Annotated in this window: 17 protein-coding genes; 8 read left to right on the top strand and 9 right to left on the bottom strand. The window is 61.4% G+C overall.

All coding sequences use genetic code 11. The annotated features are described in order from the left end of the window. The first annotated feature begins 3 nt into the window (after positions 1-3). A complete protein-coding gene (locus VGG22_10860) occupies positions 4-777 on the top strand; it encodes an amino acid racemase (protein ID HEY1728865.1) in 774 nt (257 codons plus the stop codon). On the opposite strand, the gene VGG22_10855 is transcribed toward VGG22_10860, so the two are convergent. Beyond that, positions 713-1,414 (bottom strand): transglycosylase SLT domain-containing protein, encoded by a 702-nt coding sequence (locus VGG22_10855; protein HEY1728864.1) that lies wholly within the window; start codon positions 1,412-1,414, stop codon positions 713-715. The two genes, VGG22_10860 and VGG22_10855, sit on opposite strands and share 65 nt — an antisense overlap. 57 nt (positions 1,415-1,471) lie before the next feature. Between VGG22_10855 and VGG22_10850 the strand changes: the two genes are divergently transcribed. The 3 genes from VGG22_10850 to VGG22_10840 are packed head-to-tail and all read left to right on the top strand — an operon-like array spanning position 1,472 to position 4,412. After that, a complete protein-coding gene (locus tag VGG22_10850; protein HEY1728863.1) occupies positions 1,472-2,050 on the top strand; it encodes a hypothetical protein in 579 nt (192 codons plus the stop codon). A 15-nt stretch (positions 2,051-2,065) separates the two neighbouring features. Continuing rightward, entirely contained in the window at positions 2,066-3,232 is a 1,167-nt protein-coding gene (locus VGG22_10845; GenBank protein ID HEY1728862.1) for a glycosyltransferase, read from the top strand. Between the two features lie 10 nt (positions 3,233-3,242). Beyond that, positions 3,243-4,412, top strand: coding sequence for an amidohydrolase (locus VGG22_10840; GenBank protein HEY1728861.1), 1,170 nt, complete (start codon positions 3,243-3,245; stop codon positions 4,410-4,412). Between the two features lie 71 nt (positions 4,413-4,483). On the opposite strand, the gene VGG22_10835 is transcribed toward VGG22_10840, so the two are convergent. Genes VGG22_10835 through VGG22_10825 form a run of 3 tightly spaced genes read right to left on the bottom strand, consistent with a single transcriptional unit; the run spans position 4,484 to position 6,427 of the window. Beyond that, on the bottom strand, positions 4,484-5,005 hold the full coding sequence (locus VGG22_10835) for a cytochrome c (protein HEY1728860.1): 522 nt from the start codon (positions 5,003-5,005) through the stop codon (positions 4,484-4,486). Next, positions 5,006-5,962 carry an ROK family protein gene (locus tag VGG22_10830; protein ID HEY1728859.1) on the bottom strand — a complete coding sequence of 319 codons (957 nt, stop codon included), beginning with the start codon at positions 5,960-5,962 and terminating at the stop codon, positions 5,006-5,008. Positions 5,963-5,995: 33 nt separating this feature from the next. Continuing rightward, positions 5,996-6,427, bottom strand: a complete 432-nt coding sequence (locus VGG22_10825; protein ID HEY1728858.1) for a hypothetical protein — start codon at positions 6,425-6,427, stop codon at positions 5,996-5,998. Positions 6,428-6,518: 91 nt separating this feature from the next. On the opposite strand from VGG22_10825, the gene VGG22_10820 reads away from it, so the two are divergent. The 4 genes from VGG22_10820 to VGG22_10805 all read left to right on the top strand — a co-directional run bounded on the left by VGG22_10820 (position 6,519) and on the right by VGG22_10805 (position 9,885). Continuing rightward, positions 6,519-7,205, top strand: coding sequence for a YkgJ family cysteine cluster protein (locus VGG22_10820; protein HEY1728857.1), 687 nt, complete (start codon positions 6,519-6,521; stop codon positions 7,203-7,205). Continuing rightward, positions 7,192-8,712, top strand: coding sequence for an NAD(P)/FAD-dependent oxidoreductase (locus VGG22_10815; protein ID HEY1728856.1), 1,521 nt, complete (start codon positions 7,192-7,194; stop codon positions 8,710-8,712). The genes VGG22_10820 and VGG22_10815 overlap by 14 nt, the downstream gene beginning before the upstream one ends. A gap of 142 nt (positions 8,713-8,854) precedes the next feature. Next, complete coding sequence (locus VGG22_10810) at positions 8,855-9,427, top strand: peroxidase-related enzyme (protein HEY1728855.1); 573 nt, start codon at positions 8,855-8,857, stop codon at positions 9,425-9,427. A gap of 41 nt (positions 9,428-9,468) precedes the next feature. After that, positions 9,469-9,885, top strand: a complete 417-nt coding sequence (locus tag VGG22_10805; protein HEY1728854.1) for a hypothetical protein — start codon at positions 9,469-9,471, stop codon at positions 9,883-9,885. A 31-nt stretch (positions 9,886-9,916) separates the two neighbouring features. On the opposite strand, the gene VGG22_10800 is transcribed toward VGG22_10805, so the two are convergent. Genes VGG22_10800 through VGG22_10780 form a run of 5 tightly spaced genes read right to left on the bottom strand, consistent with a single transcriptional unit; the run spans position 9,917 to position 14,529 of the window. Further along, positions 9,917-10,906, bottom strand: a complete 990-nt coding sequence (locus VGG22_10800) for a threo-3-hydroxy-L-aspartate ammonia-lyase (protein ID HEY1728853.1) — start codon at positions 10,904-10,906, stop codon at positions 9,917-9,919. Next, a complete protein-coding gene (locus tag VGG22_10795) occupies positions 10,903-11,358 on the bottom strand; it encodes a hypothetical protein (protein ID HEY1728852.1) in 456 nt (151 codons plus the stop codon). The genes VGG22_10800 and VGG22_10795 overlap by 4 nt, the downstream gene beginning before the upstream one ends. Further along, positions 11,355-12,980, bottom strand: coding sequence for a peptide chain release factor 3 (locus tag VGG22_10790; GenBank protein ID HEY1728851.1), 1,626 nt, complete (start codon positions 12,978-12,980; stop codon positions 11,355-11,357). The genes VGG22_10795 and VGG22_10790 overlap by 4 nt, the downstream gene beginning before the upstream one ends. Continuing rightward, positions 12,977-13,447 carry a hypothetical protein gene (locus VGG22_10785; GenBank protein HEY1728850.1) on the bottom strand — a complete coding sequence of 157 codons (471 nt, stop codon included), beginning with the start codon at positions 13,445-13,447 and terminating at the stop codon, positions 12,977-12,979. The genes VGG22_10790 and VGG22_10785 overlap by 4 nt, the downstream gene beginning before the upstream one ends. A 17-nt stretch (positions 13,448-13,464) precedes the next feature. Further along, the gene (locus tag VGG22_10780) at positions 13,465-14,529 is read right to left on the bottom strand and encodes a hypothetical protein (GenBank protein HEY1728849.1); all 1,065 of its coding nucleotides are present in this window, start codon (positions 14,527-14,529) and stop codon (positions 13,465-13,467) included. Positions 14,530-14,531: the final 2 nt, after the last annotated feature.

The following is a 14,531-nucleotide window of genomic DNA, read 5'->3' as shown; positions in this document are numbered from 1 at the left end:
TTCGTGAAGCAGCAAGTCCGCCTACCCGGAATCATCGGCGGCCTCGGGCCGGCAGCGCACGTTGAGTTCGAGCAGCGTCTCTTAGCCGAAGGTGCGCGCCGCGGTGCGCGCGCCGATCAGGATTATCTCGCGTGGGTGCTCTTCAATGCCACCGAGGTACCGGAGCGCACCGTCGCGTTGCTCGCAAACGATACGCGTGAAGCGGTCGAACGGATCGCGGGGGCAGCGCGACGGCTGGTTGCAGCGGGCGCCGATTTTGCCGCGGTTCCGTGCAATACTGCGCACGCATTACGCGACGATGTGATGGCGCTCGTTCCTCTGCCGTGGCTGGACTTGATCGACGTCACCACGGAGGAACTTGCGCGCAGATTTGCACCCGGTTCACGCATGCTCGTCCTCGCAACGAGCGGAACGCTCCAAACCGGACTCTACCGCACGCGCTTACGCGAGGCCGGATTCGAAGCGGTCGAGTTCGATGTCGATTCACCTGAGCAAGCCGACGTCATGCGCGCGATCTTCGATAACGATTTCGGCATCAAGTCGACGGGAACGCGCGTCGATGAGCGCGCCGTTACGCTCGCGAAACAAGCGCTTACGAAAACGCCGGGCACCGTGTGCGCAATTGCAGGCTGCACCGAGCTGTCGGTTGCTTTTGCGAATGTTACGAATGCGGCGCTGCCGGTGATCGATCCGCTGGATGCGCTCGCAAGCGCTACTTACGATGTTGGGACGGGGAAACGGCCGCTACCACTGCTCGCGGCCGGTGTTGGTCGCTAACGATACGGGCGATACGCTCGTATATGTCTCCAATATAATCACGCGTCTCAGGATAGGGCGGCACCCCTTCATAATGTGAAACGGCAAGCGGGCCGGCGTTGTACGCGGCGAGTGCAAGCGCGTACGGATCCGCGTGCACGAAACGCAAGCGATAGCGTGCGACATATGTCGCCAGGAGTTGTGCAGAACCGGCAAGCGCGTCGCGCGGGTCGAGCGGATCGATCGCAACCGCGTCCGCGGTCTCCAGCATGAACTGTGCGATTCCCAGCGCGCCGGCCGATGATATTGCAAATGGATCGAAGCCACTCTCTTGCAAAATCGTCGCGCCGAAGAAGTCTTGATTCAGTCCGAAGCGGCGTGCCGACCTCTCCGATAAAATTGCAAGACGGAGCGCATCCAGGGGGCTTAACCGAGGGTTGCTTCGGATGATAGACTTTGTAAGGGCAACTGCAGCGCTCGCGGGCCTCGGCGCGTCGGCCAGCAGTCGTGCTCCGCGAAACACCGGAACGCCCTGGGGAATATGCCAGGACAGAACAGCATCCCGGACCGCAGGCAGACTGACACTCTGGGACAGTTCGGAATGAGATATCGTGGGCTCGGAAGGCGCGCACCCAGCTGCGAGCAGACATGCGCCCATAAGCACCGCTCTGTACGAAGGAGCCCTCTTGATCACCGGTAATCGGCGGGTTGTAGCATGACGACGATTCTCAGCCTCGTGATCGTCTTAGTAATCGGCGACTTTGCATCGACGTTCTTCTATCACGTCCCGCAACATGTCTGGTTCAAGCTGCATCTACGGACGCATCACGACCGGCGCCGGTCATACTGGGATCATGCGGTGCTCTCACGCGATCCGGCCGTCTTGCTCGACGGCCTTCTGGGTGCGCTTCCGTACCTCGCGCTCGCGGTGCTGTGCTGGCCGCTCTCGCCGGTCGGCGCCGTCATCGGCCTGATCCTCGGACAGCTGCACGTTTGGTGGCGGCATACCTCGGATTTGGGCTGGAAGACGCCCGCCTGGGCCGTACCGGTCGCAAGAGCCCTCCAAATCGTCCTGCCCGAGGACCACGACGGGCATCACCGAAATCCCGAAATCGAGTTCGGCGACATTTTCCGGTTTTACGATGCGCCTGCCCGAGCGTTCATCGCCTTCATGCGAGCCTTCAGCCGGGGTACACGTCGTCGACGAGCTGCATTGCGAACCGCCGTCAGGCGCCAAACGGGACGTACTGCCGTCCGGCGCAAAGGTCCGATGCCAAGTCCCGGACGGGGGTAAGCTCAGAGGGGGTAGATGTCCAAACGCGTTCTGCTTTTGATCTCCGATACGGGTGGTGGCCATCGTGCGGGTGCACTGGCGATTGGCGCCGCCTTAGACGAGATCAAAACGGGCGACCCCTTCGAATGGCGAATCGAGGACATCGGCAATCACTGCGGGTTCCCGCTTTCGCAACTCGGCCCCGCGTATAGCGCAGCGCTTCGTTTTGCGCCCCCAGTCTACGGGGCGCTTTTTTATGCCACGAACGGACGGCGCCGTTTCCGTTCGCTGGTGCGTGTCTGTGAGCCGCTGTATCGCGAACGCTTGCGCGACGTCTTCCTGTCGTATCGTCCCGACGTCATCGTCTCGGTCCATCCCTTGCTGAATCACGCATCATCGCGCGCACGCGCGGATGCGCACTTGCACGTTCCGATCATTACGGTCGTCACCGATCTCGGGCGCGTGCACGAATCGTGGCTGAGTCCGCGCGTCGACGCGGTCGTCGTCCCGGCGCAGGAAGTTTTGCAGCGCGCGCTCGAGCGCGGCATCCCGCGCGACCGGCTCTTCCGCCTCGGACATCCGGTTCATCCGAAGTTTGAAGATGTCACCGCCGGCAAGTCGGCGATTCGCGAGCGGTTGGGGATTCCGCAAGATGCAACCGTCGCGCTGTTGATGGCGGGCGGCGAAGGCGGCGGTAAGCTTTATCCGACAACGCTCGCACTTGCGAAATCAGGAATGCCGTTGCATCTCATCGTCGTGTGCGGACGCAACGCGCCGCTGCAGCGCCGGCTCGACGATATCGCGCCGTCGTTGCCTACGCCGATTACTGCGCTTGGTTTCCGCGACGACGTTCCGGAGCTGATGCGCGCGAGCGACCTGCTCGTAACGAAAGCCGGCCCCGGTGCAATCGCGGAAGCAAGCGTCTCCGAGCTGCCGGTCGTTATCTACGATTACATCCCCGGACAAGAACGGGGTAATCTGCAGTATGTGCGTTCCAATGGTATCGGTCTCGTGGCGCTCACGACGCCGGGCGTCGTGAAAGCGGTGCGCCGTATCGTCGACAATCCGTCGCTGCGCGAGCAGATGTGCCGCCGCCAATCCGAGCTTGCACCGCGTGGTGCGTCGCGGCGTATCGCCGAGCTGATCGCTCAAACGGCCTACGCGGGCTTGCCCACGATCACGCCTTTCGCAGCCGTCTCCTAAGCGCATGAGCGTGATCGATCTTCCGAGCGGATTGCTCGACTTCGTCGTCGCCACGCGACGGGATCTTCACGCGCATCCCGAGCTTGGGTTCAAGGAAGTCCGCACCAGCGGAATCGTGGCCGCAAAATTGCGCGAGCTCGGAATCGAAGTTCACGAACGCATCGCGCAGACCGGTGTGCTCGGCGTCATCAAGGGCGGACGGCCCGGCAAGACGATCATGCTGCGCGCCGACATGGACGGGCTCCCGATTTTGGAGCTCAATGAAACCGATTATCGTTCGCAATCGGAAGGCACGATGCACGCCTGCGGACACGACGGACACGTCGCGATGCTGCTCGGAGCTGCGCAAATTCTCGCGCAGAAGCGTGCGGAGATTCCGGGAACGGTCGTCTTGTGTTTTCAGCCCGCCGAAGAAGGCCTTGGCGGTGCGCGCGCGATGGTCGAAGCCGGGATCCTCGAGGAATACGGCATCGAGCGGGCTTACGGTTTACATCTCGCATCGAAGCATCCGGTCGGGATGGTCGGCTTCACGCCTGGACCGCTCTATGCATCGAGCGATTCGATCGACATTGCGATTCACGGTAAAGGCGGGCACGGCGCGGCGCCGCATCTCTCGATCGATCCGATCTTCGTGGCCTCGAATTTTGTCGTCAGCTTACAGCAAGTCGTCAGCCGCGTGATAGATCCCATTGAACCCGCGGTCGTGACGATCGGCGCGTTTCATGCGGGAACCACGTACAACGTGATTCCGACGAGCGCGAAGCTCAAAGGTACCGTGCGCGCGTTCGACCCCGAAGTTCGCAAGGCCATGAAAGAGCGCATCGAACGCGTCCTCGCGGGTGTCTGCGCTTCTTCAGGCGCGACGTACGATTTCGATTATCTGTGGCGGTACCCGGTCACCGAGAATGACCCGGTTCAAACCGCGTACGCACGCGTCGTAGCCGAGAACGCGCTCGGCTCCGAGCATGTGACATCGTTCCCGAAGCTGATGGGCGCCGAAGACTTTTCGTTCTTCGCGCAACGCGTGCCGGCATGTTTCTTCCAAGTCGGTTGCCGCGGCAGTGAACGGTCATCGTTCCCGCATCATCACGAACGCTTCGACATCGACGAGGGCGCACTGCAATACGGCGTGCGCATGATGGTCGCGCTCGGCCTCGACGCGGGAGCCAACGCGCCCTAAGGCGCTTCATTTTGTCATCCCGAGCGTAGGCGCTCGCAGAGCGCCGTAGTCGAGGGACCGTTCGAAGAAGCTTAGCGCGCCGCTTGTGACGGAATCTTCTTGAATTCGGCTTCCGCGATGGGTGGAAGCTTGTCCATGTTTTTCAAGAACAGCGCCAACTGCCAAACTTGCGTGTCATCCAATGATTTGCTGAACGCCGGCATCGGCGTCATGCGGTAGCCGTGTGCAATCTTGAAATACGTTTGGCCGACGGGATCGTCTTCGACGCCATCCTTAGCGAGCTGAGGCGCCTTGATATACAGGCCTTTCGCGACGTTCGACTCTTTGGCGTCGGAGGCGCCATGACAAACCGCGCAATTCGCACCATAAAGTTTCGCGCCCGCGACGAGATTGTCGCTTGTCGCTTCGATCGGGCTCGCAAGATGTTGGCTGTCGTTGCGAATCGCGCGCGGAACGGCGCGCGACGCCCACTTCTCCATCGGCATGTAGCCGTCGTCGGCGCGCGGATCGATCCACCCGTTCTGCACGACCAAATAGATCGCTAGCGCTTCGACGACGAGCGCCAGCGCGACACCGAGGACGAAGCCCCTCACCTAGGCGACTTTGCCCGTCGTCAATCCACCGCGCATCGCCATCGTCGCCGCTCCAAGCGCACCAGCATCGTTCTCGAATTGTGCGATGCAAATGCGCGTCGAACCGCGCGGCGCCATCGTTACGAGATCGTCGACGAGCGGCCGAACGGCATCGAGTAAGAACTCTTCCGCTTTGCTGACGCCGCCGCCGAGCGCGATGACCTCGGGATTGATGAACGCAACGATGTTCGCAACGCCGAGCGCCAAGTCCGAGACATAGTTTTTCCAGGACGCAACCGCATGCTGGTCCCCGGCCTGCGCGGCCTTGCGGATCCGTTTCGAACCGAGATCGGAGGGCGCGCCCGCAAGCAGCGTGCTGCGTGGAAAGGACGGAACGAGCGCCATCGCGTGACGGATAAGTCCGGTTCCTGAGGCCTGCGCCTCAAAGCAGCCGATCTTGGTGCAGCTGCACACGAACCCGTCGGTCGGGCGAATCTGATGGTGCCCGACTTCGCCGGCGCCCCACGCGTGCCCGAGAACGAGATTGCCGTCGGCGACGATTCCGCCACCGATCCCCGTACCGAGCGTGATCAGAACGAAATCTTGCGTCCCGCGTCCGACGCCGTACGTGTATTCACCCAGCGTCGCGCAGCGCGCGTCGTTTCCAACGAAGACGGGGATGCCGAAGCGCTCGCGCAGCCTCGGCCCGAGCGGGACATCCTTCCATCCGAAGTTCGGCGAGTAGCGGATCGTGCCGCTGTCCGGGTCGATATTCCCGGGAGAGCCTATGCCGATTCCGACGACGTTCGAACCTGCGTCGCTCAGCGCACCCCCAATCGCCGTCTCGAGAAGCTTCATGACGTTGTCGAAGGAGCGATCGTTGACGTCGATCTCGTGTTTGCTGCGAATCGAGCCGTCGTCTTCGACGACCGCCGCCATGACGTGTGACCCGCCGAGGTCAACTCCGATTGCTTTCACGTTTTTCGCGCTTCGGCCCGTAGCACGTACTCCCTACGTGAAGATGCTCCGCTCGCCCCGTTGCGCAAACGGTTGACCGGGACGTACGTCGCGCGTGCCGCCCGGCGTAACGAGCGTGTAGGGGAGATAGCACGTCATTGCCTCGCCGTCCGCGCTTTCGACCGCAACGCGAACCGCATCGTGCTCGCCGGTTTGCCGCGTCCGCTCAAACGAGAAGTCGGCAACGATGGCGGTGGCTCTGAAGCTTCCCGAGCGCGCACCATCGCTCAGCGCATCGTGCAGCGCGCCCAGAAATGCGTCGCTCGTCGGACGCGCCATTTCTTGCGTGGTGAGCACTGCAATCTGCCCTTCACGCGTTATTGCAACACCGAACGGGTAGAACTCGCCTTGCTGGACGAGCTTGTCCAGGGCAAGAGAGATGCTCGCGTTGAGGACACGATCCGCGTCCGTACGTTGTGCCGCCACCACGTCTTCGTACCCCCTTCCCCCGGTCAATCGCGGCCCCTCCCGTTGTCCAAAGGTTCGCATTGCGCACGAAGCGTAAGGCCGTGGAGCTATGGAGACAATCGATCTCATCACCCTACGTGCACGTCGCGAGCTTTCGACGTTCACGCGCGAGACAAAGCAGCCTACCAAAATCGAGCTCTTGGATCTCGAGGGGTTACGTCAATTCAGTTCGATCGACATCGATGAAGAACACGTCACGATCACGTTCAACGAAAAGACCGTTCGCAAATACAACGCGAATGAAATTACGCACAAGGAGTGGGTGTACAAATACAACGACGATCCGGAATTCGTCGCAGCGATCGGACGTCTCGTCGAGCTTGCGCGCGAACATCTGCGTGATCTGCCCGATAACGTTTCGTGTCCACCCGGATGCGCTGAGTGTTGTAAGTCGTACGAACCATTCGTCAGCAAAGCTGACGTCGAACGGATTGCAAAGCATCTGGGACTGTCGTACAAGATGACGATGAAGCGCTATGTGAACGCGCGACCGGCGCCTGACGATCACGCAGTCGGCTGGCTCAAGAAAGTCGACCCCAGCGACAGCGGCAGCGCGTGCGTATTCCTGATGGGCCCCAAATCCGGCCAGTACTATTGCGGCATCTATCCGGCTCGGCCGCACGACTGCGCGGATTTCTCCCCGATTGGCTGCGATGACGTCGATCGAGACCTACGGCACGACCGCGAGTTCAAGATCGGCGCCCCGTTCAAACCGCGCCCCAATGGCCGAGGCTGAGTACGACGCGATAGTCATTGGCGCGGGCCACAACGGCCTGGTCGCCGCCGCATACCTTGCCCAAGGCGGCGCGCGGGTAGCGGTCCTCGAGAAATCGGCCGCGATCGGCGGCGCAGCGCGCTGCGAGGAAACCTGGCCCGGTTACACGGTCTCGACCGCCTCGTACGTCTGCAGCCTCTTCGATCCGGTCATCGTACGGGAGCTCGAGCTCGAGAAGCACGGATTCAGCGCGTACCGCAAAGAGCCGGCCTCATTCACGCCGCTGCTCGACGGCCGGTCTCTGCTGCTCGGTTCGGATGCGACGGCGAACGCGGAGGAGATCGGGCGCTTTTCGGAATCCGACATCGACGGTTTCGAAGCGTTTGCCGAGAGCGCCGAAGCGCTTGGCACGGAGCTCTTCGATCATCTCGACGATGATGATCCGCGGCTCGACGCGCTGGATGCGACCACTCGCGAACTCTTCGATCTTCCGGTCAGCGCGTACGTCGAGCAATTCGTCGAGACGCCGCTGTTGCAAGCGACACTCGCAACGGACGGATTGATTGGAACCTATGCAGGCCCGCGCGACCCGGGGACGACGTACGTGCTCGCGCACCATTACGCGGGACGCGTGCTCGGCGAACAAGGTGCGTGGGGATTCGTGCGCGGCGGCATGGGCGCACTTTCCGCCGCCGTTGCTTCGGCGGCGCGTTCTGCCGGCGTCGACGTCCACAGCGGCGCCGAAGTCACGCGGATCGCACGCAACGGACGGATGGAAGCCCAATGTGCGGACGGACGCGCGTTTGGCGCGCGTGCAATTCTCTCGAACGCCGATCCGAAGACGACATTCCTCGATTTGTGCGCGAGCAATGAATTCGAAAGCACCTTTCTCGAGCGCGTGCGAGCCTGGCGTGCCGAAGGCGTGTCGTTCAAGATCAATCTCGCGCTCGGCGGATTACCCGACTTTACCGCGCGACCGGGAACGAATCTGCAGCCGCACCACAAAGCGACGATCCACGTCGCCCCGGACGTCGACTATCTCCAGCGCGCACACGACGATGCGCGCAGTCGCGGCGCCTCGCGCGCACCGATGCTCGAGTGCTTCATGCAAACCCCGACCGACGATTCACTCGCGCCGCAAGGCAAGCACATTCTCTCGATTTTCGCCCAGTATTTTCCCTACAGCACCGCCGTTCGCTGGAGTGCGAACGAGAAGCGCGCGGTCGTACGCACGATCATCGAAACGCTCGGGCAATACGCACCGAACCTGCTCGACCTCATCGAAGATTGGGATATCCTCTCGCCGGCCGACATCGAAGCACGCATCGGCATCTCGGGAGGGCACATCTTCCACGGCGAGCTCTTGCCCGGTCAGATCTTCGAAGACCGCTTCAACGTTCGCACGCCGTTTGGCGGACTCTATTTGTGCGGATCGGGAACGCATCCGGGTGGATGCGTCACCGGTTTTCCGGGCCGGCGCGCCGCGCGCGCGGTCCTTTCGGATCTCAAGACTGCCGTCTCACGATAGATTGAATGGAGACAGAACAAGAAATGTTGTTACGAGCCCCCTCGGGGAATGTTTGCACCACCGCAGTGATGATGGGCTCGGCGTTTGGGGGACCCCATGCGAAGCATGGGGGGCGCGGAGCCTGGGGCGGAGCGCCTTTAAAATGATTACAGAAAAGCGTTTCTCACGATTCGGCGAGATGCCGGAGAACGAGCTCCCGGATGACATTCGCGCGATCTACGATCAGAATTCCGGCAAAATCGGATTCGTTCCGAATGTCTTTCGCGCGTACTCGCGCCGTCCCGAACACTTTCGTGCATTCATGCACTACCACGACGTGTTGATGCGCGGCGAGGGCGGACTATCGCGCGCCGAACGCGAGGCGATCGTCGTCGCGGTCTCGGGCGAGAACCGCTGTCAGTATTGCATGACTGCGCATGGCGCGGCTTTGCGCGTGATCGGGAAGAATCCGATTCTGGCCGAGCAGATCGCGAACAATTGGAAGACTGCCGATCTCGAGCCGCGTTTGCGCGCGATCTTGACGTTTGCCTCACGCGTGAACGAGCCGTCGTTCGCGGCGACCGACGAGGAGATTGACGCGCTGCGGACTCTCGGCTTTTCAGACGACGACATTTGGGATATCGCCGCAATCGCCGCGTTTTTCGGCTTCTCGAATCGGATGGCCGGACTGATGGACATGCGCCCCAACGCCGAATTTTACTCAATGGGCCGCTAGGAGCCAGGGGCGGAGCGCCTCTTAACTGAACGGCCGCGACCATGAAGCGTTTACTTATGCTCGCTTCGGTGGCGGTGTTGTGCGGCGCCGTCCCGGCGACAGTCCTCGCCCAAATGTCCTCCGCACCGGATCATCTCACGATCGTTCTGAGCTCACAAAACGGTTCCGGCGAATACGGAACCGCGACGTTCCTCCAGCGCGGTCCGAACCTCGTCGTTTCTGTCAACATGACGAATCCGACGGCCGCGAAGCAGCCGGTTCACATCCATGATGGAACCTGCGCGAAACTCAATCCAAAGCCGAAATATCCACTGATGACCCTCGACGGCGGCTCGTCGTCGACGACGCTCGAAAATGTCTCGTTAGCGTCGCTGCTCTCCGGACCATTTGCGGTCAACGTTCACAAGTCGCCCAACGAAGTTGGGACCTACGTCGCCTGCGGCAATATCAAACAGTAACTAACCGGGTGCGAGGCTCGGTCGCACCCATTTAGCTCGACGCGACTGAAGCGATGGCGTCGGCGAAAGTGGCTGGATCCACGTTGCCGCCACTGATGATGATCCCGACACGCTTCCCTCGCGCCTGAACCTTGGCATGCATCAGCGCTGCCAATCCCGCGGCCCCGCTCGGCTCGATCACGATCTTCAAACGCTCGAAGGCGAAACGCATCGCGGTGCGCAGTTCGTCGTCGCTCACCGTAACGATGCCCTTGCCGTAACGCTGAAAGATCGCAAACGGCAGCACGCCGGGCGCTGTCGTTTGAATGCCGTCCGCAATCGTCTTCGGAACGTCGATCGTCACGCGTTGGCCACGCTGGAGCGACTGCTGCCAATCGTTGCCGGTTTCGGGCTCAACGCCGAAGACCTCAACCGACGGTGAATTTTCGATCGCCGCCAATGTCGAACCGGACAGCAATCCGCCGCCACCGGTGGGCACCAGCAACATGTCGAGCGGTCCCGATGTCGCGAACAGCTCGAGCGCGGCCGTTCCTTGTCCCGCAATGATATGCGGGTCGTCGTACGGCGGGACGAGCGTCGCGCCGCGCTCTTCGGCGAGCTTGCGCGCAATCGCGGTACGATCTTCACGAAAGCGATCGTATTGGACGATCTCAGCGCCGTAGCCACGCGTTGCGGCGACCTTTGCTTTGGGCGCATTGTACGGCATCACGATCGTCGCCGGAGTATTCAGGATCTGCGCGGCGAGCGCCACGCCTTGCGCGTGATTGCCGCTCGAAAATGCGACGACGCCTCTTTCGCGCTCGCTCGGTGTAAGCTGCGAGATCCGGTTATAGGCACCGCGAAATTTGAAAGCGCCCATGCGTTGGAAATTTTCGGCCTTGACGAAGACCGTCGCGCCCGTCCACTTGTCGAGCGTGCGTGAGGTGATGACGGGCGTGCGATGCGCCACGCCTTCGATACGCGCGGCAGCTGCCGCGATGTCATCGAAGGTCACGGTCGAAAGCGTTGCCGGATCGCTCATTGTTCGCCGGCCCGCCGCATGTAGAAACTTTCCGCCTTTCCGTCGATGTCGACAGGCATCTTGACCTGCCAATTGCCTTTTTCGAAATGCGCCAGATATTCGTGATCGCGCGGCGCGGCATCTTTGGGAGTCGTTTCCTCGACGTTCTTGAGCGCGCCCATAGGCGCCAGCAAATCGGCGAGATGGCCGACCTTGGCGTGAGTCATCGATTCGCGCGCTTGCGCATCGAATTCACTGGATACCGGCGTCATGTCATTGTGCTGGACCGCGGTGATGATCCGCGTAACCAGACGTTCTTGCTTGCTCTCGTGTCGCGTCGTCACTGAAATCACGATCGCAACGAGCAGCACAGCGATGATGAACCATGCGGCGGGCTTCGAAATCGGGATTCCGCCGCCCCCGCGGCGGACTGTTCCGGTGAGGGGAGTTGGAGTCGGACCGCTCGTGCTCACGCTACCTCTCCTTGTACTTGCGACGAATCTTCAAACGAGACAAATCGAAGACTCGGATTCCATTCTTCGGCCAAACGTACGCTCCAATCACTTTCGAATAGCGCCAACGGTTCACCGGATGCATCTTCTGCGATCCGCGCGGCCGAGGGCATCTGAGCCGACGCGATAGTCTCGCGGTTTCCGATGACACGCCGCGCAAAGGTAAACGGCAATCGCGACCAATCGGTTCGCACGCCGTATTCGGCTTCGAGCCGGTATTTCGTCACCTCGAATTGCAGCTCACCGACTGCCGCCAAGATCGGTTCGGTGCGGGTCCGATCGGGGGTGAAGAATACCTGAATCGCGCCCTCTTCTCGTAGCTGCTCGATTCCCTTTTGGAACGACTTGTAACTCGCCGTGTCGGGACTGCGCACGAGCGCGAAATGCTCCGGCGCGAACGACGGAATTGGATCCAGGGCAATAGGATCGCCGGTGCAGAGCGTATCGCCGATTGCGAAAATGCCGGGATTTGCGAGACCTACGACGTCGCCCGCGTAGGCTTCATCCACGACCTCGCGATCGGCAGCAAAGAGTTTCATCGCGCGCGTCAGACGCACGTCCTTTCCGCTGCGCGCATTGTGCACCATCATATCGCGTTCGAAGCGTCCGCTCGTAATGCGGACGAACGCGACGCGATCCCGATGCCGGGGATCCATGTTAGCCTGAATCTTGAAGACGAAGCCGCTGAAGCGGTCCGTCGCGGGCTCAACCGAAACGCGCTCGTGTCCGGGAAGACGTTCTCCTTGGCGCGCGACCGGCGGCGGCGCCATGTCGACGAATGCATCCAGAAACAGCTGAACGCCGAAGTTCGTCACGGCACTGCCGAAAAAGACCGGCGTCTTCGCGCCGCTTAACATCGCTCCACGATCGAATGTCTCGCCCGCACCTTCGAGTAAATCGATCTCGTCGCGGAACTGCTGGTACGTGGTTTCATCGACGAGCGCGCGCAAGCGTTCGTCACCTAGGCCACTGACCTCAACCGGCGCGCGCTTCGCACCGTGCTCCGTACGTTCGAAAAGATGGACTTGCTTGCTCGCGCGATCGTACACGCCCCGAAACGTCGGGCCCGAACCCAGCGGCCAATTGATTGCGTACGCACCGATGCCGAGAATCGACTCGAGCTCGTCGAGCAGCTCGAGCGGATCACGGCTGGGACGATCCATCTTGTTCATGAAAGTGAACAGCGGAATTCCGCGCGCGCGGCAAATCGCAAAAAGCTTACGTGTTTGCGGCTCGACGCCTTTGGCCGCATCGATCAACATCACGGCAGCGTCGGCGGCCAAGAGCGTGCGATACGTGTCCTCACCGAAATCTTGATGGCCCGGCGTGTCGAGCAGATTGATGGCGTAACCTTCGTACGGGAATTGCAACACCGTCGACGTGATCGAGATGCCGCGTTCGCGTTCGAGCGCCATCCAGTCGGAAGTGACCGCACGCGCACGACGGCGCGCCGCAACTTGTCCGGCAGTTTGAATCGCACCGCCGTAGAGCAGCAGTTTTTCCGTCAACGTCGTCTTGCCCGCGTCGGGATGCGAAATGATCGCAAACGTTCGCCGGCGCTGGACTTCGGTTTCCAAGCTCACGGTAAAAAACTATAGACGCGGAGCACTGCGCCTTTCCTGTCTTCTTCGTACAGATAGTAACGGTCGTCCCAGTGAAGGAGGCTAGCCGGCGGCGGGATGCGCAGTCGATCGCTACCACGCTGCACGAGAATTCCGTGCGCGCCGATTTCAATCGTGCAGGGTCCCGCGTGCACGGTCCCGTCGACAACGGTCGCGCTTGCGGGAATCTTCGCGCGCACGCTTGCTGTGCTGCCGTGATCCTCGGAATGTTGGCGCGCGCAATCTGGGAGCGCGGAGAGCGCCCACGGTGCATCACCGCCCAGCGACGTGGATCTCGCGGCAGCCTGATTCGACTGCGCGCGCGCAGCGCTCGGCGTTCCGGTCGCAGGCGCAGAGACACGCAGGTTCGGTGGCGACATCTTGCGCAGTGTGACCGCGAAAACAAAAGCCGCGACGAGCACGGTCGCGGCTGCGAAGAAACGCCACATCGGTGGCTGGGATGACTTCAGACCGACCCGAACTCCACGTCCATGCGTGCGCGCGCGACCTTTGCGTCCGCGGCGCCGTAGTAGACATCATAGACGCCGTCGCCTTTGGCATCGATGCCCGTCGGAAACACGACGTTGTTGACGATGCCCGTGCGCTCTTCAACCGTATCGGGTGAGAGGACCGGCTCCGGCGAGCGATACAGAATGCGATGCGGTTGATCGAGATCGTGCAACACGAGCCCAGCGCTGTAGCACAGCGTAATGCGGCCCTCGTGCTCGACAGCGTCGACGCCGTGAAAGAGCGAGAGCCAACCATGCGGCGTGCGTACCGGAGGCGTTCCGCCGCCGTTTTTGATGCGGCCCCAATGACCGTCGGGGATCAGGACTTTGACACTTTCGGTCGCGACCAGCAAATTGAGGGGATCCTTTAGCGCAGCCTCGAGCGGAATGTACGCGATGCGAATGCATTCGCGGTCTTCCGGATCCATCTCCAAAATCGTGGGAATCGCAGCGTGACCATCGATCGAGCTAATGTGCAACATCGGACGATGATAGAACGCGAGCGATTTGATGCCGGACGGCGAGATGACGGGCTCGGGGAAAAACACCGCGTCTTTGTCGTCGCCAACGGGCATCAGCTCACCGATGAACTTCATGCGCCCCAGACGCGTCCACTTGTAGCCGTCATCGGAAAGCGCCAGCGCGACTCGCGGACCTTCCGGACCGAAGGCCGTGTAAGTCATCACGTACTTGTCCAGCACCGGGACGAAGGTCACGCGCGGATCTTCACAACCCATTCCGCCCGGAACGCTGCGCACTTCGTAATCGGCTTCCGGTTCGAGCGCAAAGCCAAGCCGTTCGAATTCGACTTTGCCGTTCGTTTCGATGCCGCGCGCAAGACCGACGCGTGACATGTTACCACGCGCAACGACGCGTGCGTACATGATGAGCTCGTTGTTCCGGCCGCGCGTAAGTGCGGGATTCAGAACCCCTTCGATTTCAAGAGCGGATCCGTCCGGCTCCATAACGATCCCTAGGCGCTTGACGTCAGTGACGACGCGCGTTGCGAATTCCTCGATCAATG

The sequence above is a fragment of the Candidatus Baltobacteraceae bacterium genome, assembly GCA_036489885.1.
Classification (GTDB): domain Bacteria; phylum Vulcanimicrobiota; class Vulcanimicrobiia; order Vulcanimicrobiales; family Vulcanimicrobiaceae; genus JAFAMS01.
The sequence above is the reverse complement of the archived record's forward strand: the minus strand, read 5'-3'. Positions and strand labels throughout refer to the sequence as shown.